The sequence below is a fragment of the Dactylosporangium sp. CS-047395 genome (assembly GCF_050942185.1).
Classification (GTDB): domain Bacteria; phylum Actinomycetota; class Actinomycetes; order Mycobacteriales; family Micromonosporaceae; genus Dactylosporangium.
Map to the genome: position 1 here is coordinate 8,284,055 of NZ_CP192015.1, position 23,001 is coordinate 8,307,055.

General features: G+C 74.2%; 27 protein-coding genes. 12 read left to right on the plus strand and 15 right to left on the minus strand.

The window, feature by feature from the left end; all coding sequences use genetic code 11:
- Window positions 1-4 precede the first annotated feature (4 nt).
- On the minus strand, window positions 5-379 hold the full coding sequence (locus tag ACQP00_RS38905) for a hypothetical protein (protein WP_433206073.1): 375 nt from the start codon (window positions 377-379) through the stop codon (window positions 5-7).
- A gap of 109 nt (window positions 380-488) precedes the next feature.
- Here ACQP00_RS38905 and ACQP00_RS38910 point away from each other — a divergent pair, with 109 nt between their 5' ends.
- The 4 genes from ACQP00_RS38910 (at window position 489) to ACQP00_RS38925 (ending at window position 3,845) form a co-directional block, all read left to right on the plus strand.
- Entirely contained in the window at window positions 489-1,223 is a 735-nt protein-coding gene (locus tag ACQP00_RS38910; protein ID WP_433206076.1) for an IclR family transcriptional regulator, read from the plus strand.
- A 44-nt stretch (window positions 1,224-1,267) separates the two neighbouring features.
- The gene (locus ACQP00_RS38915; protein WP_433206079.1) at window positions 1,268-1,954 is read left to right on the plus strand and encodes a TetR/AcrR family transcriptional regulator C-terminal domain-containing protein; all 687 of its coding nucleotides are present in this window, start codon (window positions 1,268-1,270) and stop codon (window positions 1,952-1,954) included.
- 87 nt (window positions 1,955-2,041) lie between these two features.
- On the plus strand, window positions 2,042-3,154 hold the full coding sequence (locus ACQP00_RS38920) for an FAD-dependent oxidoreductase (RefSeq protein ID WP_433206082.1): 1,113 nt from the start codon (window positions 2,042-2,044) through the stop codon (window positions 3,152-3,154).
- Window positions 3,155-3,215: 61 nt separating this feature from the next.
- The gene (locus ACQP00_RS38925) at window positions 3,216-3,845 is read left to right on the plus strand and encodes a hypothetical protein (RefSeq protein ID WP_433206084.1); all 630 of its coding nucleotides are present in this window, start codon (window positions 3,216-3,218) and stop codon (window positions 3,843-3,845) included.
- On the opposite strand, the gene ACQP00_RS38930 is transcribed toward ACQP00_RS38925, so the two are convergent.
- On the minus strand, window positions 3,836-5,209 hold the full coding sequence (locus ACQP00_RS38930) for a protein kinase domain-containing protein (RefSeq protein ID WP_433206087.1): 1,374 nt from the start codon (window positions 5,207-5,209) through the stop codon (window positions 3,836-3,838). The genes ACQP00_RS38925 and ACQP00_RS38930 overlap by 10 nt on opposite strands.
- A gap of 48 nt (window positions 5,210-5,257) precedes the next feature.
- Here ACQP00_RS38930 and ACQP00_RS38935 point away from each other — a divergent pair, with 48 nt between their 5' ends.
- Window positions 5,258-5,827, plus strand: a complete 570-nt coding sequence (locus ACQP00_RS38935; RefSeq protein WP_433206090.1) for an RNA polymerase sigma factor — start codon at window positions 5,258-5,260, stop codon at window positions 5,825-5,827.
- Window positions 5,828-5,864: 37 nt separating this feature from the next.
- On the opposite strand, the gene ACQP00_RS38940 is transcribed toward ACQP00_RS38935, so the two are convergent.
- Window positions 5,865-6,440, minus strand: a complete 576-nt coding sequence (locus ACQP00_RS38940; RefSeq protein WP_433206093.1) for a polysaccharide deacetylase family protein — start codon at window positions 6,438-6,440, stop codon at window positions 5,865-5,867.
- Window positions 6,441-6,574: 134 nt separating this feature from the next.
- Between ACQP00_RS38940 and ACQP00_RS38945 the strand changes: the two genes are divergently transcribed.
- The 5 genes from ACQP00_RS38945 to ACQP00_RS38965 all read left to right on the plus strand — a co-directional run bounded on the left by ACQP00_RS38945 (window position 6,575) and on the right by ACQP00_RS38965 (window position 10,337).
- Window positions 6,575-7,612 (plus strand): LacI family DNA-binding transcriptional regulator, encoded by a 1,038-nt coding sequence (locus ACQP00_RS38945; protein WP_433206096.1) that lies wholly within the window; start codon window positions 6,575-6,577, stop codon window positions 7,610-7,612.
- Between the two features lie 212 nt (window positions 7,613-7,824).
- A complete protein-coding gene (locus ACQP00_RS38950) occupies window positions 7,825-8,355 on the plus strand; it encodes a TetR/AcrR family transcriptional regulator (RefSeq protein WP_433206099.1) in 531 nt (176 codons plus the stop codon).
- 36 nt (window positions 8,356-8,391) lie between these two features.
- A complete protein-coding gene (locus ACQP00_RS38955) occupies window positions 8,392-9,096 on the plus strand; it encodes a nucleotidyltransferase domain-containing protein (protein WP_433206102.1) in 705 nt (234 codons plus the stop codon).
- Window positions 9,093-9,674, plus strand: coding sequence for a TetR family transcriptional regulator (locus ACQP00_RS38960; protein ID WP_433206105.1), 582 nt, complete (start codon window positions 9,093-9,095; stop codon window positions 9,672-9,674). Before ACQP00_RS38955 ends, ACQP00_RS38960 begins: the two co-directional genes overlap by 4 nt.
- Window positions 9,675-9,740: 66 nt before the next feature.
- A complete protein-coding gene (locus ACQP00_RS38965; protein ID WP_433206108.1) occupies window positions 9,741-10,337 on the plus strand; it encodes a GTP cyclohydrolase II in 597 nt (198 codons plus the stop codon).
- 108 nt (window positions 10,338-10,445) lie between these two features.
- Here ACQP00_RS38965 and ACQP00_RS38970 read toward each other — a convergent pair whose 3' ends face one another.
- On the minus strand, window positions 10,446-13,334 hold the full coding sequence (locus ACQP00_RS38970; protein ID WP_433206111.1) for a BTAD domain-containing putative transcriptional regulator: 2,889 nt from the start codon (window positions 13,332-13,334) through the stop codon (window positions 10,446-10,448).
- A 20-nt stretch (window positions 13,335-13,354) separates the two neighbouring features.
- Window positions 13,355-13,957, minus strand: a complete 603-nt coding sequence (locus tag ACQP00_RS38975) for a dihydrofolate reductase family protein (RefSeq protein WP_433206113.1) — start codon at window positions 13,955-13,957, stop codon at window positions 13,355-13,357.
- A gap of 87 nt (window positions 13,958-14,044) precedes the next feature.
- Here ACQP00_RS38975 and ACQP00_RS38980 point away from each other — a divergent pair, with 87 nt between their 5' ends.
- The gene (locus ACQP00_RS38980; protein WP_433206116.1) at window positions 14,045-14,488 is read left to right on the plus strand and encodes an SRPBCC family protein; all 444 of its coding nucleotides are present in this window, start codon (window positions 14,045-14,047) and stop codon (window positions 14,486-14,488) included.
- A 161-nt stretch (window positions 14,489-14,649) separates the two neighbouring features.
- On the opposite strand, the gene ACQP00_RS38985 is transcribed toward ACQP00_RS38980, so the two are convergent.
- Window positions 14,650-15,042 (minus strand): nuclear transport factor 2 family protein, encoded by a 393-nt coding sequence (locus ACQP00_RS38985; RefSeq protein WP_433206119.1) that lies wholly within the window; start codon window positions 15,040-15,042, stop codon window positions 14,650-14,652.
- Between the two features lie 77 nt (window positions 15,043-15,119).
- Here ACQP00_RS38985 and ACQP00_RS38990 point away from each other — a divergent pair, with 77 nt between their 5' ends.
- The gene (locus ACQP00_RS38990) at window positions 15,120-15,599 is read left to right on the plus strand and encodes a hypothetical protein (RefSeq protein ID WP_433206122.1); all 480 of its coding nucleotides are present in this window, start codon (window positions 15,120-15,122) and stop codon (window positions 15,597-15,599) included.
- Between the two features lies 1 nt (window position 15,600).
- On the opposite strand, the gene ACQP00_RS38995 is transcribed toward ACQP00_RS38990, so the two are convergent.
- The 9 genes from ACQP00_RS38995 to ACQP00_RS39035 are packed head-to-tail and all read right to left on the minus strand — an operon-like array spanning window position 15,601 to window position 22,759.
- Entirely contained in the window at window positions 15,601-16,506 is a 906-nt protein-coding gene (locus tag ACQP00_RS38995) for an NAD(P)-dependent oxidoreductase (protein WP_433206125.1), read from the minus strand.
- Window positions 16,507-16,517: 11 nt separating this feature from the next.
- On the minus strand, window positions 16,518-17,360 hold the full coding sequence (locus tag ACQP00_RS39000) for a class II fructose-bisphosphate aldolase (RefSeq protein ID WP_433206128.1): 843 nt from the start codon (window positions 17,358-17,360) through the stop codon (window positions 16,518-16,520).
- An 18-nt stretch (window positions 17,361-17,378) separates the two neighbouring features.
- A complete protein-coding gene (locus ACQP00_RS39005) occupies window positions 17,379-18,908 on the minus strand; it encodes a xylulokinase (protein ID WP_433206131.1) in 1,530 nt (509 codons plus the stop codon).
- Window positions 18,905-19,762 carry an SIS domain-containing protein gene (locus tag ACQP00_RS39010; RefSeq protein WP_433206134.1) on the minus strand — a complete coding sequence of 286 codons (858 nt, stop codon included), beginning with the start codon at window positions 19,760-19,762 and terminating at the stop codon, window positions 18,905-18,907. The genes ACQP00_RS39005 and ACQP00_RS39010 overlap by 4 nt, the downstream gene beginning before the upstream one ends.
- Window positions 19,759-20,553: an MBL fold metallo-hydrolase gene (locus tag ACQP00_RS39015; RefSeq protein WP_433206137.1), complete on the minus strand. Its 795-nt coding sequence runs from the start codon at window positions 20,551-20,553 to the stop codon at window positions 19,759-19,761. Before ACQP00_RS39015 ends, ACQP00_RS39010 begins: the two co-directional genes overlap by 4 nt.
- Window positions 20,550-21,500, minus strand: a complete 951-nt coding sequence (locus ACQP00_RS39020; RefSeq protein ID WP_433206140.1) for a hypothetical protein — start codon at window positions 21,498-21,500, stop codon at window positions 20,550-20,552. The genes ACQP00_RS39015 and ACQP00_RS39020 overlap by 4 nt, the downstream gene beginning before the upstream one ends.
- The gene (locus ACQP00_RS39025) at window positions 21,500-21,898 is read right to left on the minus strand and encodes a hypothetical protein (RefSeq protein ID WP_433206143.1); all 399 of its coding nucleotides are present in this window, start codon (window positions 21,896-21,898) and stop codon (window positions 21,500-21,502) included. Before ACQP00_RS39025 ends, ACQP00_RS39020 begins: the two co-directional genes overlap by 1 nt.
- Window positions 21,886-22,185, minus strand: a complete 300-nt coding sequence (locus ACQP00_RS39030; RefSeq protein WP_433206146.1) for a hypothetical protein — start codon at window positions 22,183-22,185, stop codon at window positions 21,886-21,888. Before ACQP00_RS39030 ends, ACQP00_RS39025 begins: the two co-directional genes overlap by 13 nt.
- Window positions 22,172-22,759, minus strand: a complete 588-nt coding sequence (locus tag ACQP00_RS39035; RefSeq protein ID WP_433206149.1) for a glucose-6-phosphate isomerase family protein — start codon at window positions 22,757-22,759, stop codon at window positions 22,172-22,174. The genes ACQP00_RS39030 and ACQP00_RS39035 overlap by 14 nt, the downstream gene beginning before the upstream one ends.
- Window positions 22,760-23,001 lie beyond the last annotated feature (242 nt).

The following is a 23,001-nucleotide window of genomic DNA, read 5'->3' on the forward strand; positions in this document are numbered from 1 at the left end:
GGCGCTAGCGGATGTAGTCGTCGGGGCTTTCGCTCTCCAGGGCGGCCCGGCCGCGGCGGGTCAGGGTGATCAGCTCGCTGGTCAGGTCCTCGCCGGCCCAGCGCCACAGGATCAGGCGGTTGTGTTCCAGGACCTGGACGGCCTCGTACAGGATCTCGCGGGCCTCGGCCGCCGCCGGTGGGTTGCGCAGCAGGCGGATGCGCAGCTCCGGGACCTGGCGGGCGATCGTCGTCTGCAGCTCGACGAGGTTCATGGTCGGGCGGCCGGGGCGGTCCAGGCGGTGGGCGAAGCCGAGCCAGAGGACGGCCGCGGCCAGGTCGCGCAGGTCGGCCTGCTGCAGGGCGGCTAGGGAGCGGACGCAGTCCAGGCTCGGCGGCATGCGGCCCAGGGTAGATCCTTGACGCACCCGCGTGGGGGCGCCAAGCTTTCGGGAGAGCACCCCCGGAGGACGCCGCCAAATGACCACCGGACCCGTCTCGGGACGAACCGTGACCAGCCGCGTGCTGAGCCTGCTCGGCGCGTTCAACGGGGAGCACCGGCGGCTGAGCCTGTCGCAGATCTCGCGGCGGGCGGGCATGCCGCTCGCGACCACGCATCGGCTCGTCGGCGAGCTCGCCGCGTGGGGGGCGTTGGAGCGGGACGCCGACGGGCGGTACCAGATCGGGCTTCGGCTCTGGGAGGTTGCCGCGCTGGCGCCGCGCAGTCTCGGGCTGCGCGAGGCGGCCATGCCGTATCTCGAGGATCTCTACGAGGCGACCCACCAGCACGTGCAGCTGGCCGTGCTCGAAGGGTCCGACGTCGTCTACGTCGAGCGGCTCTCCGGGCGGGCCGCGCTCGGGGTGCGCAGCCGCGTGGGTGGGCGGCTGCCGGCGCACACGACCGGGGTGGGGCTGGTGCTGCTGGCACACGCGCCGCGGGCGTTCGTCGAGGAGTACCTGACGCATCCGCTGGTCGCGTTCACGCCGCTGACGATCTCCGATCCCGAGCGGTTGCGCACGACGCTCGCCAAGGTGCGGCGGGCGGGGCATGCGGTGAGCGACCGGCAGGTGCAGATGGATGCGGTCTCGGTTGCGGCGCCGGTCCGGGACGTCGAGGGGCGGGTGGTGGCGGCGCTGTCGGTCATCGTGCCGTTCGACGGGCTGCAGCCTTCCGCGTTGGTACCGGCCGTGGTCGCCGCCGCCTGCGGGATCTCCCGCACCATCCTGCGGGCCGCCGCCGCGTAAGCCGAGGGTGGACGCTGACGAACGCGTTCGTTACGATCGTGTTCATGAGTCCGCGACGAGTTCCGGTCAGCCGGCGTGAGCGGCCGGCCAAGCCCGCCCTCAGCCGCGAGGGCGTAGTGCAGGCGGCGCTCGGCATCATGCGCGCCGAGGGGCTCGAGAAGGTGACCATGCGGCGGCTGGCCAACGAGCTCGACACGGGGCCCGCCTCGCTGTACGTGTACGTGCACAACACCGCCGAGCTGCACGGGGCGCTGCTCGACGAGCTGTTGAGCGACGTCGTCCCGCCCGAGCCGGGGACCGAGTGGCGGGCGGGGGTGGTCGGCCAGCTGACGCAGTACACGCGGATCCTGATCGGGCAGCCGAGCCTGGCGCGATCCGTGCTGACGCTGCGCCCGTCCGGGCCGAACTACGTCCGGCTGATCGACACGCTGCTCGGGCTGCTGCGGGAGGGCGGGGTGCCGCTGCGCCAGGCCGCGTGGGGGGTCGACCTGCTGCTGCAGCTCGCCACGGCCACCGCCGCCGAGCAGGGCACCCGGGACCAGGCCGGCGAGGCCGACAAGGCCGATCGCGAGGTGAACCTGCAGGCCATGGCCGTGCGGGAGGCGTCCGCGGAGGAGTACCCGGAGATCGTCCGGGCCCGCGACGAGCTGTTCTCCGGCGACGGGGAGCAGCGCGGGCGGTGGGCCTTCGCCGCACTGCTGGACGGCATCGCGAGCGTCCCGGCGCACTGAAGCCGCCGGCCGCGCCCTGCAGGGCTGCCCGCGAAGAACGCATTCGTCACGAACATGTTCGTACCATCATCGGAAAGGCGACACACCATGAACCAGCGCATCGGCATCGTCGGCGGCGGGCTCGGCGGGCTCACGCTCGCCCGGGTGCTGCACGTCAACGGCATCCCAGCCACCGTGTACGAGCTCGACGCCTCCGCCGGCGCCCGCACCCAGGGCGGCATGCTCGACATCCACGACTACAACGGGCAGGTCGCGATCCGTGCGGCCGGGCTCTACGACGAGTTCCGCGCGATCGTGCACCCCGGCGGTGAGGCCATGCGGGTGCTCGACCGGCACGCGACGGTACACCTGGAGGAACCCGACACCCGCGACGGCGGCCGGCCCGAGGTCGACCGCGGCCACCTGCGCCAGATGCTCATCGACTCGCTGCCCGACGGCACGATCCGGTGGGGCAGCAAGCTCACGAAGGCGACGCCGCTGGGCGACGGACGGCACGAGCTGGCGTTCGCCGACGGCACGACCGAGATCACCGACCTGCTCGTCGGGGCCGACGGGGCCTGGTCGCGGGTCCGGCCGCTGCTCACCGGGGCGCGACCGGCGTACGCGGGCGTGACGTTCTTCGACGTCGACCTGCCCGACGCCGACGAGCGGTATCCGGACGCGGCCGCGGTGGTGGGGGCCGGCATGCTGTTCGCGCTCGGCGCCGGCCAGGGGTTCCTGGCCCACCGCGAGACGGACGGCAGCCTGCACATCTACATCGCGATCAAGGCCGCCGAGGACTGGGCGGCGCGGGCCGGGGACGTGCGGGCGGCGCTGCTGGAGCGGTTCGCGGGCTGGTCGCCGCGGCTGCGGGCGTTCATCACCGACGGGGCGGCGCCGCTGGTGCCGCGGACGATCAACGTGTTGCCGATCGGGCTGCGGTGGGAGCGGGTGCCGGGCGTGACGCTGCTCGGGGATGCGGCCCACCTCATGTCGCCGTTCGCCGGGGAGGGGGCCAACCTGGCGATGTTCGACGGGGCCGAGCTGGCCCGGGCAATCGTGGCGGACCCCGGGGACCTGGCGGCGGCGGTCACCGCGTACGAGGCGGAGCTCTTCCCGCGCGGGGCCGAGGCGGCCGGCGAGGCCCTGCGCAATCTGGAGATCTGCTTCAGCGACGACGCACCGCGGAGCCTGCTGGATCAGTTCGCCGCGTACGAGTAGAACAAAACCCGTCCGGCGCGCATCGAACCATGCGAACCCACCAAATACGAGGGAGTCGACCATGCGCGCCACGCCCGTCATCGCATCCGTACTGCTGCTTGCCGCCTGCGCCTCGCCCGCGCACCAGACCGGGGACGCCGCGCCCGCCGGCTCCGCCGCCGCACCGACCAGCGCCGCGGCCAGCCCGGCGGCCGGCGCGGCGGGCAGCCCGAGCGCGCCGGCGTCCACGAAGGCACCCGGCAGCCCCAGCGGCGGGACCACGGCCCTCACCCTCGGCCCGACCGGCCTGGGCTCGCTCAGACTCGGGATGACCAGGACCCAGGCGAACGCCACGGGCATGCTGAAACCCGACATCGCCCCGGACGCCGGCGACTGCACGACCACGCATCTCAAGGGCGCCCCGACCGATGCCGGGACGGTCACCTGGCGGTCCGACCGCGGGGTGGTCGCCATCGATGCGTACGGCACCACCATGCACACCCCGGAGGGCGTCCACATCGGCATGTCCCGCGACGACATGCTCAAGATCTATCCCGAATGGCACCCCGTCGACGGCAACGGGGACGACCGGGACGGCCGCGGCTACGGGAAGGCGCGCGGCAATCCCGCGGCCGTGTACCGGATCTGGACGACGAGCGGCCAGGTGAGCGGGGTGACCCTGCAACGCACCGATCAGGGCTGCTACGAGTAGGCCGCCAGCCGCAGTCCGGCCAGGATGTCGTCGGTCCGGTCGGCGCCGTCGACCTGGCGGATCTGCACGTACACGCCGTAGCCGCGCTGCGGGACGGGGACGAGCACCTCGCTGTACGAGACGGGTCCCGGGCATGCGGTCCAGCGCCGGACCTCGGCCGGAAGCCCGGCGGCCCGCGCGGTGCGGTCGGGCTCGCGGACGCAGGGCGCCGGGTGCTCGGGCAGCGCGGGAGCCGGGCCGCCGGCGACGAGGGCGTCGCTGGCGCCGACGAACACGCCGGGCAGCCGGGACGCCGGTTCGGACCAGGTCCGCACGTCGGGCGCGACCACCAGTCCCGGCGCGTGCCCGGCCGGGAGTCGCAGCACGGCCGGGTTCCAGCCGGCGTCGCGGAGCTGAAGAGCCCAGGCCGCCGGTACCGCGATCGACACCACCCGGTTCGCATCCCCCACCCGCACCCAGCCGGACCGGGGCGGGAGGGCGACCGCGGAGCCGGACAGGGCGAGGGCCCCGGCGAGCGCGACGACGCCGGCGGCGACCCGGACGACGTTGCGAAGGACCTTTCGAAGGACACCGCCCCGCCGGTGGCTCAGCGCCGCCTCGGCCGTCCGCAGGGCTCCGGACAGCGCGGACGCCGACGGCCAGCGCCGCCGCGGGTCGGGGTGCAGCGCGCGCCGCACGATCTCGTCCACCACGGGCGGGAGTGCGAGGCGCGAACGGGGGCCGGCGCCGGTCCCCGGCGGGCGGCCGAGGAGCATGTGGTGCAGGGTTGCGCCGATGCCGTACACATCGGATCGCACGTCGAGACCGGCGCCGGGCCGGCGCTGCTCGGGGGCCGCATAGCCCGGCGTGCCGGCCGCGACCGTGAACCCGGACGCGTTGGCGAGCGCCTTGGCCAGGCCCAGGTCGGTCACGAGCACCCGGTCGCGGCCGGGCGCCGGCTGGAACAGCACGTTGGACGGTTTGACGTCGCGGTGCAGGACCCCGGCCGCGTGCAGCTCGGCCACGCCGTCGGCGATCTCGGCCGCGACCAGCAGCGCCTCGCGCAGCGGCAGCGGCCCGGTCACGAGGCGGTCGGCGAGCGTGCCGCCGGTCATGAACGGCATCACGAGATAGGGGCGGCCGTCCGGCAGCTCCCCCACATCGAGGACCCGGACCAGCAGCGGCGAGTCGACCCGCCGCATGATCCGCGCCTCCTCCTCGAAGCGCTGACGAAGATCGCCATGGTACGTCCAGTTGTCCGCCAGCACCTTGATGGCGACGGACGCGTCGAGGTCGTCGTCGGCTCCCAGCCACACCGTGGCGAAGGCGCCCGAACCGATGCGCCGCAGCACGCGGTACCGACCGATCTTGTCAGGCACTGGCACGCTCGTATTATCGTCCGGCACGGAGCCGGGGACGGGGGCACAGGGATCATGGACGATCTTGACGTCGAGGAACTCGCCCGGCGCGCGGCCGGCGGCGACGGCGGCGCCCGCGACGCGCTGCTGGCCCGGATCGAGCCACAGGTGATGCGCCAGTGCCGGCGGATCCTGCCCTGCCCGCAGGACGCCGAGGAGGCCTGTCAGGACGCGCTGCTCCAGGTGGCGCTGAAGATCTCGTCGTTCGACGGGCGCTCGCGGTTCTCCACGTGGTTGTACGTCGTGGCCGCGAATTGCGCCCGCCAGACGTACCGCACCCTGAAGCGCCGCGCGAGCGAGCAGGCGGTGCCGCACCTCCCGCTCGACGTGCCCGACCCGCGCACCACCAGCGTCATCGCGGGCTCGCGGCTCGACCTGCTCGACGCGCTGGAGCAGCTGGAGGGCCACCGGCCGGAGCTGGTGGCGCCGCTGGTGCTGCGGGATCTGTGCGAGCTGTCGTACCAGGAGATCGCCGTCCACCTCGCCATCCCGTCCGGCACCCTCAAGTCACGCATCCACGACGCCCGCAAACACGTCCGCGCGTCGCTGGAGGGTGGGCCCGGCACGGGACGGCGGGTGTGGTGAGCCCCAGCACCACACCCGCCGCGTTCTTGAGGGCCGGCTAGCAGCCGGTCGCGCGGCCCGTCGCCGGATCGATCCGGCCCGGTCGCAGGTCCCGCGCGCGCAGGTCGGCCAGGATGCGCGGGACCGCCGCGAGGGTGGCCGGGCAGCGCTCGTGCAGCAGGATGACCTGGCCGTCGGTCAGGCCGGACGCGGCCGCCACGATGTCGTCCGTGCTCGCGCCGGCCCAGTCGCGCGAGTCGACGTCCCACAGCACCTCGGTCAGGCCCAGCCGGGCGGCGGCGGCCCGCACGGTCGCGCCCGTGGCGCCGTAGGGCGGGCGGAACAGCCGGGGCAGCGCGCCACCCGCCCGGCGCAGGGCGGCCTGGGTGCGGCGCAGCTCGGCGCGGGTGCGGGCCGGGGTCAGGCGGGTCAGGTCGGGGTGGGACCAGCTGTGGTTGCCGATCCACATGCCGGCGTTGCGGGCCTGGCGCAGCAGCCGCGGGTAGGTGCGCGCGTTGCGGCCGATCGCGAACAGTGTCGCCCGTGCGCCGCCGCGGTGCAGGGCGGCCAGGAGGGCCGCGGTGGAGGCCGGGTCGGGGCCGTCGTCGAAGGTCAGGGCGACGTGGCCGGGCATGCGGGCCTCCGGTGTTTCGAAACGATCGGGGGCGTTACCGGAAATGTTGCCTCACGGTACGATCGGCACCGACGTTCGTCAATGGGTGCCTCGACCGGCCCTTGGGGCAGACATCGGCGGCCTATGATGCGGGCGTGACCGAGGCGAACTCCCAGGGCAGGGGCGGGCGGCGGGCCCGCGGGGCGGTGACCGTGGCGGCCATCGCGCGGCTGGCCGGGGTGTCGCCGCCGACCGTTTCGAAAGTTCTGAACGGTCGGTCCGGGATCGCGGTCGACACCCGGGAGCGGGTCGAGGCGCTGCTGCGCGAGCACGGGTACCGGCGCACCGACGCGACCAGCGCGCTGCCGATCGTCGAGGTCGCGTTCTCGGGGCTGGAGAGCCACCTCGCGGTCGAGATCCTGCGCGGGGTCGAGGAGGTGGTGCGCGACCGCGGGCTGACGGTGGGCTTCACCGACCTGCAGGGGCGCGCGCCGCGGGCCGGGCGGCGGACCGCCGACCTGCTGCTCTCGCGCCGCCCGACCGGGGTGATCGCGGTGCACTCGGCGTACCGCGGGCAGTACTACCAGCAGCTCACGGCCAGCGGGGTGCCGCTCGTGGTGGTCGACCCGACGGGCGAGCCGGTGCACGACAACCCGTCGGTCGGCACCACGAACTGGTCGGGCGGGATCGCCGCGGCCCGGCACCTGCTCGACCTGGGCCACCGGCGGATCGGGGTGATCACCGGGCCGCCGCAGTTCATGTGCTCGCGGGCCCGGCTGGAGGCGGCCCGGGCCGCGCTGGAGACGGCCGGGGTCGGGCTGGACCCGGCCCTGGTGCGCAGCGGGCCGTTCGCGTTCGAGGACGGGGAGTCGCTCGGGGCCCAGCTCCTCGCGCTGCCCGACCGGCCGACGGCGATCCTCTGCGGCAACGACCTGCAGGCCATCGGGGTGTACGAGGCGGCGCGCCGGGCCGGCCTGCGGGTGCCCGCCGACCTGAGCGTGGTCGGGTTCGACGACGTCGAGGTGGCGCGCTGGTGCGGGCCGCCGCTGACCACCGTCCGGCAGCCGTTCGCGGGCATGGGCCGGGCCGCCGCCGAGATGGTCCTGCAGCTCGCCGCGGGCCAGCCGGTGGAGCCGTCCCGGGTCGAGCTGGCCACCTCCCTGGTGATCCGGGAGAGCACCGGCCCACTGTGAAAGATCCATGGAAACGTTGCCGCTATCTTCCGGAAAGTCCGGGTGATTGCCGGCTGCGATCTTCGGGTACCGTGTCCACATTTCCGAGGGCGGCGGGAGAACCGGGGAGGTGGCGGTTGGCCGAGCGGCCGACCGGGCGCGGCGAGACCTACGGGGGGCAGACCCGTGCGGAACGTGCCGCGGACCGGCGTGAACGGCTGGTCGGAGCGGCGGTGCAGCTGTTCGCGGCCAAGGACTACGACGACGTGACGGTCGCGGACGTGTGCGCCCTGGCCCGGGTGTCGAAACGGTACTTCTACGACCACTTCGCCGACCGCGAGGCGCTCGCGCTCGCCATCCACCGCGAGGTCAACGGGTGGCTGCTCGACGGGATCGCCGCGGCCGCGCCCCGCGACCCGGCCGGCGTCGAGGAGGCGCTCCGGCCGATGATCGCGGCGCTCGTGCGCCTGCTCGCCGACAACCCCGAGCGGGCCCGGGTCGTCTACATCAACGCGCCGCGGATGGAGCTGCGGCGGCGGGGAGTCCTGCGCGAGGAGGCGGAGCTGTTCGGGCGACTGCTGGCCCCGTTGGCGCCGCGGCTGCGGGAGGAGCACGTGCGGTACCAGCGAACGGTCCTGGCCCTTATCGCCGGCGTCTCCGAGGTCCTCATCGACTGGGTCTGGCACGACATGACGGACCCGGCCGAACCGCTGGTCGAGCACCTGACGGGCCTGTGCGTGGCCCTGCTGCGTTCCGGGAATTGACGCGACAGCGGTGCGCGGGGACGGCACCATCGCAGCGTGGAGTACACCATCATGCTGCAGGGCATCGTCGGCTCGACCGCTTACGGCCTGGCCGGCCCGGACTCCGACGTCGACCGGCTCGGCCTGTTCGCCGCGCCGACGGTCGCGCTGCTCGGGCTGCACACGCCGGCCGAGTCGCAGGTCAGCTACGCGCCGGACGTGACCCGGCACGAGGCCGGCAAGTACTGCCGGCTCGCGCTGGGCGGCAACCCGACGGTGTCGGAGCTGATGTGGCTGCCCGCCGAGCTGTACGAGGTGCGCACCGCGTTCGGCGACGAGCTGATCGGCATCCGCGGCTCCTTCCTGTCGGCCAAGCGGATCCGCGACTCGTACCTCGGCTACGCGACCCAGCAGTTCCGCAAGCTCGAGAGCCGCGGCGACGGCACGTTCTCCTCCGAGACCGCGCGCCGCACGGCCAAGCACGCCCGCCATCTGCTGCGGCTGTGCTGGCAGGGGCTGCATCTGTACCGCACCGGCGAGCTGCTGATCCGCCTGGACGACCCGGCCGCGTTCCGGGCGTTCGGCGACAGCGTGGCGGGCGGCGACATCGAGCTCGCCCGGCGGACCCTCGCCCGCTACGAGGCCGACTTCGCGGACCTTCGATCGCCGCTGCCGGACCGGCCCGACGAGCGCGCGGTCGAGGACTGGCTGCTGCGGGTACGCCGGGCCAACTACGAACCGGCGGGTACCGTAATCGGATGACCGCTCCGCCGGGCCGCCGCCGCGACAGCGCCAAGACGCGGGCGCTGCTGCTGCAGACCGCGCGGCGGCGGTTCGCGCGGGACGGCTACAGCGCCACAACGCTGCGGGACATCGCCGACGAGGCGGGTGTGAACGTGGCGCTGATCGGGCGGTACTTCGAGTCCAAGGAGGGCCTGTTCGAGGCCTGCCTCACCGCGGCCGTCGACGAGCTGCGGCGCGAGACGGGCGAGGTCCCGCTGGCCGAGGTGCACCTGGTGATCGCCGACCAGGCCGCGCGGATCGGTCCCGAGGGCCCGCCGAGCCAGCTCCTGCTCCTGCTGCGCTCCTCCGGCGACGAACGGGCCGACGAGATCCGCCGGGGCGTGCTGCGGACCTCGGCCGAGCGCCTCGCCGCCGCCACCGGCAACTCCCCCGCCGACCCCGGCACCCTGCTGCGCGCGCAGATGGTGCTCGCCGCCTCCCTCGGCATCGTGCTGCTGCGCTCGGTCGGCGCGATGGAGCCGCTGCAGTCGGCCGACCGCGACGCCCTGGCCGCCCCGCTGCGCGACCTGGTCGCCGCCCTGCTGCCCGGCCGCTGACAGCCGCCTCCCTGCGGTCCTATGGTGGCGTGAGCACCACGTCTGCCAACCAGGAAGGGAGTCGACATGGAAAAGGTGACCGCCCGTCTGCGCACGCGCGAAGGGCAGTGGCAGTTCAGCTGCTACCCCTTCGATCACCCCGAGACCCCGACGATGGCTCTGGTCATGGGCGAGGTGGTCGGCGCCGACGATGTCGTCGTGCGCGTGCAGTCCGAGTGCCTGACGGGACACATCTTCGGCTCGCTGTCGTGCGACTGCTACGAGCAGCTGCACCACGCGCTCGAGCAGATCTCGGCGGCCGGCCGGGGCGTGATCGTGTACCTGCGCCAGGAGGGCCGGGGCATCGGGCTCATGTCGAAGGTGCGGGCCTACATCCTGCAGCAGGCCGAGGGCGCCGACACCGTGGACGCCAACCTGCGCCTCGGCCACGGCATCGACGACCGCTCCTACGAGGAGGCGGTGCACGTGCTGCGGGACCTCGGCGTGGCGAGCATCGCGCTGCTGAGCAACAACCCCCGCAAGTCGGCCGAGCTGCGGGCCGGGGACATCGCCGTGGCGCGCGAGGTGCTGCTGCCGACGTTCGACCGGCCGGAGAACAGCCGGTACCTGCAGACCAAGCGGGACCGGCTCGGCCACCGGCTCGACGTGGCGGCACCGGCCTGAGTATCGCCGTGGTACGGCGGCGATATGCGGGACCGCGAGACTGGACGAGGTTGATGTGATCCGCAGGTCAGACCGGCCACGAACGGGGGTGGCCGGTCCGGCCCGGGATCACTGCACACCGATCGCGCGGAAGGCGGCCGTCGCCTCGGCGCGGGCCTGGTCCGCGGCGGCGGGATCGGACTCGCGCAGCGCGACGGCCAGGCCGGCGAGGGCGCGGGCCTGCTCGAAGGGCCACTGCCGGGCCCGGGCCTGCCGCAGCGCCTTACGGTGGTGCTCGGCCGCCTCCGGACACCGGCCGAGGAGACTGAGGGTCGCGCCGAGATGGTTGTCGATGATCGGCTCGAAGTAGTCGTAGTCCAGGGCGGCGACCTGCTGGTACGCGATCCGCTGGACCCGCAGCGCCTCGGCCGGGTCGCCGTGGGCGGCGAGCATGCGGCCGTAGTCGCTGAGCGCCTCGGCCGCGCCGCCGAAGTTGTTGAACTGCCGCTTGAGCCGGATCGACCAGAGCAGGCACCCGGCCGCCGCGGCCGTCTCGCCCAGGGCGACGAGCACGCTGCCCAGGGTGCCCAGCGCGATGCTCATCGTCTCGCCGTTGCGGTTGCGCAGGTCGCGCACCGCCTCCAGGAGCATGGCCTTCGCCTCGGCGTGCCGGCCCAGCTGGTGGAAGACGTTCGCGCCCTCGACCAGGGCCACGGACTCGGCGAGCCGGTCGCCGCTCGCCTGGGCCCGCGCGAGCGCCTCCTCGGTGACCTGGACCGCCTCCAGGAGCCGACCCTCGTGCCGCAGCACCGTGATCATGTGGGCGCGCATGCTGTCGGCCATCGGTTCGTCGCCGATCCGGGTGTACAGCTCGAAGGCCCGCTCCACGCTGGCCCGGCAGTCGGCGGGCTGGCCGGCCGCGAGGAACAGCGAGCCGGCCATCTTGTGGGTGTCGGCCGCCAGCTCGTCGTCGCCGAGCGCGTCGGCCGCCGCCAGGGCATGGCTGACCAGGGGCAGCGCCTCGGTGTTGCGGCCGGCGACGCTGGCCGGGCGGATCGCCATCCGCACCATCAGGGCCGTGTGCCGGTGGGCGCCGACCGCCTCGGCCACCGCGACCAGCGCCGTGATGGTGGACCAGTTGGCGTTGGTCCAGGCCGCCGCCTCGGCCGCCGAGCCGAACTGCTGGACCGGCTCGGGGGTGCCCGGCCCGCCCGGCTGCCACTTGCGGACGTAGCGGTGGCGGCCGGCGGCGGTCAGCACCGAGAGGTAGGCGTTGAGCATCCGCACGGTGGCGGGCTCGCGCTCCTCGTCGGTCACCAAACTCGCCGCGAAGACCCGCAGCAGATCGTGCAGCCGGTACTGCCCGGGAAGATCGGCCTGCACCAGGTTCGCCTCGACGAGGTCGTCGAGCAGGTCCTCGGTCTCGTCGGCGGGCAGCTCGGCCAGGGCGGCGGCGGCCCACACGGCGAACGCCCCGGCCGGGTGCAGGCCCAGGCGGCGGAAGAGCCGCTGCCGGGGCTCGGACAGGTGCCGGTAGGACAGCGCGAACGCGGCCGCCGTGGTGCGTCCCTCCACGCTGACCGTGATCGGCGCCGGGGCGGCCGCGGCCAGTTGGGCCTGCATCATGCCGGGCGTCCACTGTGGCCGGTGCCGCAACCGGTGCCCGACAAGATGGATCGCCAGCGGCAGCCGCCCGCACAGCGCGACGATTCCCGCCGCGGCCCGCGGGTCGGCGGTGACCCGGTCGTCGGCGGCCTGGCGCAGCAGCTCGACGGCGGCGTCCGGGGCGAGCGGCTCCAGCGACACGGAGACCGCCCCGCCCTCCGGGCTGAGCCGGGCCCGGCTGGTGACCAGCACCAGCACCTCACCGCCGGCCGGCAGCAGCGGCTCGATCTGCGCGCTGTCGGCGGCGTTGTCCAGCACCACGACGGCACGCCGGTCGCGCAGCCGGGCCCGCCACTGGGCGACCCGGTCGGCCTGCTGATCGGGCACTCCGCGCGGATCGGGATCCAGCTGGCGCAGCAGCGTGCCGAGCGCCTCGTGGGCGGTGAGCGGCGGCTGCTCGCTGTGCCCGCGCAGGTTGATGAAGAGCCGGGCGTCCGGGAACCGCTCCCCCGCCGCGTGGGCCGCGGTCAGCGCGAGGGCCGACTTGCCCACCCCGGCCATCCCGTCGATGACCGCGACGACCGGCGCGTCGAGGGCCAGCAGCCGCTCCAGCTCGCCGGCCCGCCCGACCAGCCGCTGCGGCGCCCGCGGCAGGAAGCGCGGCGTGTCGGCGGCCGCGACCGGCTCGGCGATGGCGGTCAGGTAGGCGGCCCGGACCTGCTCCCCCGGATCGATGCCGAGGTCCTCGCGGAGCCGGCGGGCCAGCGCCTGGTACACGTCGACCGCCTCGGACCGCCGCCCGTCCCGCACCAGGGCGGTCATGAGCAGCGCCGCCAGCCGCTCGCGGACCGGGTGCTCGGCGGTGAGCTGCTGCAGCCGCGGGATGAGCGGCCGGTGCTCGCCCAGCCGCAGCTCGGCGTCGGCGCACTCCTCGACGGCGGCGAGCCGCTGCTCCTCCAGTCCGGCCGCGTGCCCGGCGATCACGGTGCCGGGCAGCCCGGCGAAGGCGGGACCGCGCCACAGACCGAGGGCCTGCTGGAACGCCTCGACCGCCTCCGCCAGCGCCCCGTCGGCCACCAGCCGCCGCGCGTCGCCCACCTTGGCCGTGAAGCGCACGGCGTCGAGGCTTTCCGCCGGTACGTCCAGCTGGTACCCGGCCGGCACGGTGCGCAACGCCGCCGGGCCGTCCACCCCGTTGATGACGGTTCGTAATCGGTGCACGACCGTGCGAAGCTGCTGCCGCGCCGTGCCGGGCGGGTCGTCCCACACGAGGTCGATGAGCTCGTCGGCCCCGACCGGCCGCCCGGCCCGCATCAGCAGCCCGGCCAGCACGAGCCGGTCGCGCAGGCCGCCGATCGGCAGCTGCGCGCCGTTCGCGGTCACGGCGACCGGGCCGAGGATGCTGAACTCCATCGGTCCCAGAGCGTAGCGGGTCAGTCGCGCTGCATGAGATACCGCAGGTGCGTGACCCGCGTCGCCTGCCGTACCCCCGCCTGCACGAGCCCGATCCGCCCGATCCCCTCGAACAGCCGCCCGCCCCGCCCGAGCAGCACCGGCGCGACGTGCAGCCGCAGCTCGTCGATGTACCCGGCGGCCAGGCACTGGTTCACGGTCTGGGCTCCCCCGCACACGCTGATGTTCCGCTCGCCGGCCGCCGCCCGGGCCAGCCGCATCGCCTCCGCCAACCCCGCGGTGACGAAGTGGAACGTGGTGCCGCCCTCCATCTCCAGCGCCGCGCGCTCGTGGTGGGTCAGCACGAAAACCGGGCCGTGGTACGGCGGATTCGGCCCCCACCACCCCCGCCAGTCCAGGTCCCACGCGCCCCGCCCGGGGCTGAACATGTTGCGCCCCATGACGAACGCCCCGGCGTCGGTGATCGCCGCCAGCTCGGCGGTGTTCTCCTCAGCGGTGTCGAACATCCAGCTGTGCAGGTCCTTCTCCACCGCCCCGTCCCCGAACGGCGCCTCGAGCCGCTGGTTGAGCCCGGTCACGTAGCCGTCCAGCGACGCGGCCATGTCCACGACGACGTTGCCCATCCCGATCACCCTCTCCGTCTCTCTCCTTGCCCAACGGTCGGAGCCGCCCGCCCGTCCTCGACATCCGCCGCAGGGTTAGATGGGCGGATGACCCGAGTCGTCACCGCCACCCGTGACATCGCCGCGCCGGCCGCCGTGCTGTTCGAGCTCATCGCCGACCCCGCCCAGCAGCCCCGCTGGGACGGCAACGCCAACCTGCGGGAGGCCGCGGCCGGGCAGCGCGTGCGCGCCGTGGGCGACGTCTTCCGCATGTCGATCACCAGCGGGGCCGTCCGCGAGAACCATGTCGTCGAGTTCACCGAGGGGCGCCGCATCGCGTGGCGGCCCAGCGAGCCGGGGCAGCCGCAGCCGGGGCACCTGTGGCGGTGGGAGCTCGAACCCCTCGACGACGGCCGGACCCGCGCCACGCACACGTACGACTGGACGCAGCTCACCGACGAGCGGCGCATCCCCAAGGCCCAGGAGACCACGGCCGACAAGCTGCGGGCCTCCCTCGACCGGCTCGCCACGCTCGCGGAGGAGACCGCCTAAGGCCTGTTTGGTAACTGGGGTAGGTGCTGCGGCGGAGTCCAGATTTCGTCTGCGTGCGCAGCGCGGAGGCCAGGCTACCGGTGTTGTAACCGGGCCTTCGCGATGTGTGCGCAGGCGGAATCTGGGCCCGCCGCAGTCCTGCCTCAGTTACCAAACAGGCCTTAGCCCTGCGCGGCCTCGAGTTTGATCCGGTCGAACTGGGCCGCCATCGCCTCGCCCAGGGCCTGCACGGCCGACGACGGGCGGACCATGACGGTCAGCTCGTCGATCCGGCCGTGCTCGTCCAGGTGCAGGAAGTCGCAGCCCTCGACGGCCACGTCGCCGATCCGGGTGGCGAAGACGAGCGCGTGGTCGCGGCCGCCGTCGCCGCTGAGCTCGCGGACGTAGCGGAAGTCCTCGAACACCCGCAGCACGCCGCGCAGGATGGCGGCGACCATGGCCCGGCCCTCGTACGGCCGGAACGCCACGGGGCTGCGGAACACCACGTCGTCGGCCAGGCACGCGGCCATCGCCTCGGCGTCGCGCGCCTCGACCGCGCTGCGGAAGCTGATCACGCGCCGAGCATAGCGCCGCCTGTCCGGTACCGGGCAGATCGGCGCCCGCATCGCCGGGCATCGCTACGCTTCGCGGCATGCCCGACGACGTGCGGCCGATCTCCCCCAAGGGAACGGGCAGCCTGCGCAGCGTCAACGGCATCGGGTTCGGGCTGAAGGGCTTCACCCGCACCGATGCCGATGGCTACTGCTTCGCGACCCGTTGGTTCATGCTGTGCAATCTGCCGGTCATCCCACTGGGCCGGTACTACGTCCGCGAGGGCGCCACGACCAACGTCCCCGGGCGCGCCTCGACCCAGTACAGCGTGGCCGGTCGGGGCCGGCTGCGGCTGTCCGAGGTGGGGCGCACCCTGGCGTTCTCCTGGCTCACCACGATCGCCGTCGTCGCGCCGGTGATCGCGGTGCTGTGGCGCGCCGACGACGTCGGCCTCGGCTGGTCCCTCGCGATGCTCGTGCTGTGGCCGGCCGCGACGTGCTCGGCCGCCTACTTCGGACTCGCCTACTACCGCAAGCACCTGGCGCCGCTGCGCGAGGTGCACTGGGTCGCGGCCGGCTGACTCAGGCGGCCAGCGCCGCCAGGAGGTTGTCCACGGCGGCGTCCGCGGCCCGCCGCGAGCTCTCGGCCGTCGCCGCGCCCAGGTGCGGGGTCGGCAGCACGCGGGGCTCGCGCAGCAGCTCGGAGGGCTCCGGCGGCTCGCGGTCGAAGGCGTCCACCGAGTAGAAGGCGATCCGCCCGGCCCGCAGTTCGGCCAGCAGCGCGGTCTCGTCGACCAGGGTCGAGCGGGCCGTGTTCAGCAGCACCACGTCGTCGCGGAGCCGGGCCAGCTCGGCCGCGCCCAGCAACGGGCCGTCCGGGGACGGGGGCACGTGCAGAGAAACGACTTCGCTGGTACTGAGCAGCTCGTCCAGCGGCAGCAGCGGTACGTCGGCCACGTCGACGAACGGGTCGTGCGCGGTCACCGTCATGCCCAGCCCGCGGGCCAGCCCGGCCAGGCGCCGGCCGATCGCGCCGTAGCCGACGATGCCGAGCGAGCGGCCCGCGGCCTCGCGGCCCGTGTTGCGCTGCCAGGTGCCCGAGCGCAGCGCGTCGGAGGCCGCCGGTAGGCCGCGCAGGCCCATCAGGGTCAGGGCCAGGGCCAGCTCAGCCACGCCCTGGGCGTTGGCGCCGCGGGCGGTGATGACCCGGATGCCCTGCGCGGCCGCGGCGCGGGCGTCGATGGCGTCGCTGCCGGCGCCGTTGCGGCTGATCACGCGCAGGGCGTCGGCGCGGGCCAGGACGTCGGCGCCGATCGGCTCGACGCCGGCCACCCAGCCGACCACGCCGGGCACCGCGGCCAGCAGCTCGTCCGTGGTGGGCTGGCGGCCCGGGGCCGGGGTGACGATCTCGTAGCCGGCGGCGCTCAGCCGGTCCAGCGCGGGCGAGCCGGCCGCGGACATGCTGCGCGGAGTGACCAGAATCCTCATACCGATACTCCTCACACCAACGCCCCGGAGAGGACGTGGATGAGGCGGGTGACCTCGGCGGCCATGGCGTCGCGGGCGGGTGCCACGTATTTGCGGGCGTCCATCACCTTCGGGTCGGACTCGAGGCGGGCGCGCACGACGTCGGTGAAGCACCGGTTCAGGTGGGTGGCGATGTTGACCTTGGTCATGCCGGCGGTCACCGCGCGGGCCAGGGTGTCGTCGTCGACGCCGGAGGAGCCGTGCAGGACCAGCGGTACCGGCACCGCGGCGGCGAGCGCGGCGATGAGGTCCAGGTCGACGACGGCGTCGCGGGTGGCCATGGCGTGCGAGGTGCCGACGGCGACGGCCAGCGAGTCCACGCCGGTGTCGGCCACGAACCGCGCGGCGTCGGCCGGGTCGGTGCGGGCGCCGGGGGCGTGCACGCCGTCCTTGCCGCCGACCTCGCCCAGCTCGGCCTCGACCGCGACCCCGGCGGCGTGGCAGAACGCGACCACCTCGCGGGTGACGGCGCGGTTGCGCTGATCGTCCAGTGTGGACCCGTCGTACATGACGGAGGTGAACCCGAGGCCGACCGCCTCGCGCACCAGCTCGACGTCCTCGGCGTGGTCCAGGTGCAGCACGACCGGGACGGTGGCCGCCTCGGCGAGGGCGCGGGCGGCGGCGGCGAGGGGGCGCAGGGAGCCGTGGTAGCGGACCGCGTTCTCGCTGATCTGCATGATGAGCGGCGCGCCGGCCGCCTCGGCTCCGGCCACGAGCGCCTCGGCGTGCTCGAGCAGGGTGGTGTTGAAGGCGCCGACGCCGGACCCGCGGGTGCGGGCGGCGGCGAGGATGGGGCGTGGATCGGCGAGGGGCACGGTGGAACTCCAGGTGCGTTATGTGACTTCGGATTGCGCCCGCACGGCCGCTCGCGCGGCACGGAAGCGGGCCAGGGGCAGGGCGTAGTCGGCGGAGCCGGGCACGACCAGCTCGGACCCGGCGCCGCCGGTGTGCGGAGGCTCGGACCCGGCGCCGCCGGTGTGCGAGGGCTGGGGCCCGGCGCCGGCGGTGTGCAGGGGCTCGGTGGACTTCCAGGTGCCGATGCCGAGCCAGCCCAGGGCGGCCGCGCCGAGGGCCGCGCAGTGCTGGGCGGCGGCGGGGCGGGTGACGGGCCGGGCGAGCAGGTCGGCGAGGACCTGGAGCATGAGGTCGCCGCGGGCCCCGCCGCCGACGGCGGTGATCGGGGTGCCGGGCGGGGCGCCGGCCAGCATGACCGCGGCGGCGCCGGCGAGGCTGAAGCCGATCCCCTCCACCACGGCGCGGGCGAGGTGGCCGGGCGTGTGGGCGAGGCCGAGCCCGAGGAACGCGCCGCGCACGGCGGGGCCGCCCTCGGCGACGGTGCCGCCGGCCAGGGTCGGCACGCACGTCAGCCCGTCGGCGCCCGGCGCGACCGCGGCCGCCTCGGCCAGCAGCGCGCCCAGGTCGCCGTCCCGCCCGAGCAGGCCGGCCAGCCAGGTGAGGCTGCTGCCGCCGCCGAACGTCGACAGCGCGGAGACGTAGAGGCCGGGCAGCACGTGGTCGAAGACGAAGGGCCGGTCGACGGCGTCGAGGACGGGTTCGGTCCCGGCGACGGTGACCCAGTTGGACGAGCCGAGCGACAGGTACGCGGCGCCGGGGCGATCCAGTCCGGCCCCCAGGGCCATGCACGAGTTGTCGACGCCGCCGGCCACTACGGGTACACCGGAAGGGATCCCGGTCGCGAGCGAGGCTTCGGCGCTGACGGATCCGATGACCGCGCTCGACGCGACGACCTCGGGCCACCATCCGGCCGGCACGCCCAGCGCCGCGAACACGTCGGGGCGCAGGGTGCGGGTGCGCAGGTCGTAGGCGCCGGAGCCGCTGGCGTAGCTGGGGTCGGTGGCCCGCACGCCGGTGAGCCGGTAGTTGATCCAGTCCTTGCTGCCGAGGATGTGCGCGACGCGGCCGCCGAGCGGCGTTCCGGTGCGCAGCCAGGCCGCTTTGAACACGGTGTACATGCCGGCCGGGAAGCCGTTGCCGGTGCTGGAATACCAGTCGTCCTCCGGGAGATCCGCGAAGTACGCCTGGGCGGCGGCGCTCCCGCGCACGTCGGACCAGATCGGGACGGCGTCGAGCAGCAGGGCCCCGCCGGCGTCGACCGGGACCATGGCCAGGCTGTGCCCGGACAGGGAGACGGCGCGGACGGCGTGCCCGGACAGCGGCAGCGCGCGGGTGGCGGCGGCGAGCGCGGCCCACCAGTCCGCCGGGCGCTGCTCGTGCCGGCCGGGCGCCGGGTAGGTGGTCGGGTAGGCCACGAACGCGGTGGCGAGCACCCGCGCGGACGCGTCGACGAGGGCGGCCTTGCAGCCGCCGGTGCCGAGGTCGAAGGCGAGGACGGCGTCGGTCATGAGCGCGGCATCCCCGATCGCATCCGGGACAGCCGCGTCTTCATGGTGCGGATGTCCTCCAGGGCGGAGTCCTCGCGGCGCAGCAGCACCATGGTGGCGAGGGTGTCGACCACGACGAGCTGGGCCAGCCGGGAGATCGTCGGCGTGTAGACGTCGGTGTTGTCCAGCGACTCGACGACCAGGGCGATGTGCGACAGCTCGGCCAGCGGCGACGGGCCGCCGGTGATGCCGATGACGGTGGCCCCGCGCTCCCGGGCGACGCGCACGGTGTCCAGGATGGACACGGTGCGGCCGGTGTTGGAGATGGCCACGAACGCGGTGCCGGGCCGGCTGGTGGAGGCGGCCAGGAACTGCTGGTGGGTGTCGATCGGGGCGGAGCACGGGACGCCGAAGAGCGGGAACTTCTGCTCGGCGTCCATGGCCACGATGCCGGACGCGCCGAGTCCGATGAACACGATGTGCGAGCAGGCGGCGAGGGTGTCCACGGCCCGGCCGAGCGCCTCCAGGTCGAGGTGGCGGCGCACGTGGTCGAGGGACGTGATGGAGAAGTCGAAGATCTTCCCGACCGTCGTCGCGGTGTCGTCCTGGGCCTCGATGACCGACTGGGTCGCCGGCACCCCGAGCGCCACGCTCTGCGCGAGCTGGATGCGGAAGTCGTGGAAGCCGTCGCAGCCGATCGCGTTGGCGAAGCGCACGATGGTGGGCTGGCTGACGTCGGCCGCCTCGGCCAGCTCGGCGAGGGTCATCTGGACCACCCCGCGCGGGTTGGCCAGGACCGCCTCGGCCACCTTGCGCTCGGAGCGGCGCAGCTGCTCGAGGTGCTGGTTGATGCGTTCCAGCACGGGTCCGTTCATCGCCGGCCCCGCAGGACCGCCGTGGCGCCGTGCTGGGGCACCGTGACCGTGACGCCGAGGGCCCCGGCCAGGCCGAGGTCGAAATCCGCCGGATCGGCGGTGTTGAAGGCGAACATGCCCCAATGATGTGGGACGAGGGTGCCGATCCCGGCGGCGGCGCACAGTCGCACCGCCTCGTCGAAGGTGAAGTTGCCGGGTACCCCGTTGTCCCGCCGGTACGCGTCGCGCCCGTTCACCGGCAGCAGCGCCACGTCGATCGCCATCCGGGACAGCCAGGCGGCCAGCCCGTCCCAGGGCGCGCAGTCACCCGAGTGGTAGACGCGGGTGCCGCCGGCGTCGATCACGTAGCCGAGGAAGCGGTCGTCGCCGTGCTCGTCGACGGTGCGCTCCTCGTGCGCGGAGGGCACCGCGGTGACCATGAACGGGCCGTATCCGGTGCGCTCACCGGCCCGCAGCGGGTCGAGCCGGGACTCGGCGGCGCCGCTGCGGCGCAGGGCCTCGCCGGCGGCCGGGCGCGGGCAGACCAGCCGGGCCATGGGCTGCGCGGCCATCAGCGGGGTGAGGGTGCCCGGGTCCATGTGGTCGGTGTGGGCGTGCGTGCACAGGACGGCCACGAGCGGCGGCAGGTCGAGCGGGCCGAGCGGGGCGGGGCGCATCCGGGTGTGCGGGAAGAGCCGGCCGGCGTACTTCTCGGCCAGGGAGTCCGACAGGTACGGGTCGACCGCCAGGTGCGCCTTCCCGGCCGTGAACAGGAACCCCGCCTGGCCGAGCCAGCGCGCCAGCAGCGTCATCGGACGGCCTGCGCCGCGTCGTAGAGCCGGTCGAAGCCGGGGCCGGCGGTGGGCAGCCCCAGACTGAACACGGCGTCGATGGCGCGGGTCCAGCCGTGCACGAAGTACCGCCAGCCGTCCTCGACGACGAGCTCGTCGGCGGCCGCGCGGGCCCGGGCCTGGCGCAGGAAGTCCAGCTCACCCCGGTAGTTGAACTCCCACACCGCCCCGCCGTGCGGGAAGGCGGCGGCGTCGGTCAGCGGCGAGCCGGGCCGGTCCTTGCCCATGCCGGTCGCGTTGACCACGAGCGCGCCCGGGGCCAGCCCGGCCAGCAGCGCGTCGTGGGTGTCGCCGCGGCGGAGCAGCCGGGTCTGCCACTCGGTGCCGGGTGCGCCGGCCGCGGTCGCCTTGGTGATGGCGGCCAGCCGCTCCTCGGCGATGTCGGTGACGACGACCCGGGCGGGAGCGTTGCCGCCCGCGCGGTGCGCGAAGTAGTCGCACAACGCGAGGGCGGCCCCGCCCGCGCCCATCACCAGCACGTCGCGGCCCGTGAGCACGGGGACGATCGCGTGCAGCGACAGCTCGCTGGTGATGGTGTCCAGCGCCAGCCCGTCGATGACGCCGTCTCCGGCGACGAGGGCGCTGACCTCGTGCAGCCGCGCGGCGTCGCCGTTGACGTCGCGCAGCTGGTCCTGGGTGGCGGCGAACAGGTCGAGCTTGTGGGTGGTGACCAGGGCGCCGCGGGAGAGCGGGTCGTCGCGCAGGTGGGCCACGACCGCGCGGTAGTCGGCGGCCGGCGCGCCGACGGGGATGTCGATGCCGGTCAGCTCGACGCCGGTGAGGCCGAGCAGCGGGCGCCAGGCGGCGAAGACCCGGTGGATGGCGGAGGAGCCGGTGGTGACGCCGACGAAGTACATGGTCGGCGCGGCCGCCGGGACGAGCGTGGCGGGGGTGAGCACGGCGGGCATCAGGCACCGGCCTCGGCGACGAGCCGGACGGCGACGGCGGTGTTGATGCCGAATCGGGTGGCGCCGGCCGCGAGCAGCGCGCGGATCTGCTCCAGCGAGCGGACCCCGCCCGAGGCTTTGATCTCCGGGCCGGGTCCGGCGACGGCGCGGATGAGCTCGACGTGGCGCGGGGTGGTGGGCACGCCCTGCCAGCCGGTGCCGGTCTTGAGCGAGGTGGCGCCGGCGTCGATCGCCGCCTGGGCCGCGCTGCGGAGCTGGTCCTCGTCGAGCAGGCCGACTTCCAGAATCACCTTCACCGGTACCGCACCGCCGACCGCCGCCAGCACCGCCCCGACGTCCCGCGACGCGGCCGCGAGCTCGCCCGAGCGGACCAGCCCGATGTTCATCACGACGTCCATCTCCTGCACCCGTTGGCCAGCAGCCACTCGGCCTCGGCGACCTTGACCGGGGTGGCCGAGCCGCCGGACGGGAACCCGACCGGGGAGCCCGCGTTGGTGGCCGAACCCGCGACGAGGTCGCGCAGGACGGGCAGCCACGAGGGCAGCACGTGGGCGGCCACGAAGTCGCCCTCCAGGGCGAGGCGGGCCAGGGTTTCGACGTCGGCGCGGCCGTGCTGGGCCTGCACGGCGCTGATGTCGACCATGCGGGCCAGGGCGCGGCCGGTGAGCGGTTCAGCGGGCGACATAGTTCGGGTTCTCCTTCAGGCGCCAGAGCTCGGCCCCGGCCGCCTCGACGGCGCGGTGCCGCATGCCGCCGGCGCGGGCGATGATGCCGTAGTCCTGCCCGGCGTCGGCCGGGTAGCAGAAGACGGTCACCAGGTCGGTGTCGCCGACGTTCACACTGCGGTGGATGTGCACCGGCGGCACGTAGGCGATGACGCCCGGGCGCAGCTCGGTGACGACGGTCTGCCCGTCGAGCGTCTCCATCAGCATGAGCCCGTGCCCGCTCAGGCAGTGGTAGATCTCGGCCCGGTCGTGCTGGGCGTGGATGTGCCCGCGGGTCATGTGGAACTCCTCGCCGACCTTGCCGGGCGAGAGCGTGGAGATGCCGGTGATGAGGTCGCCGGCCGCGTCCGACGGGCGGAACTCGTCGACGTGGTAGATGACCCGGTCGGCCTCGTGGGCCAGGCGCGCGGCGAACGCCCCGCTGTCGGCGAAGAGGCCGTCGAGGTCGGCCAGCCTCTTCTCGTACCGGCCCGTGCGGTTCGTCAGCCCCTGTGGGGTGACGACCAGCTCGGGGCCGCGCAGCGCTTCGTTCACCGTGTTCCTCCGTGGTGCGTGGTGCTCGTTGGCTCCAGTTTGTAGCAAACTTACAAACCCAACACCACCCTCAGCCGCAGTTTGTAGCGAAGTTCCAGAAATGAAACCGGTTAGGCCGGCATTTAGCGCGTGAATCGGACACCCTTTACTAGAAAACGGGCCTCCGTTCGTAACAATCAGAAAATCTTGCGTTGACAACTTTCGGTGCGGATGTAGTGTGACTCCACAAGTCGCGTGGGTTC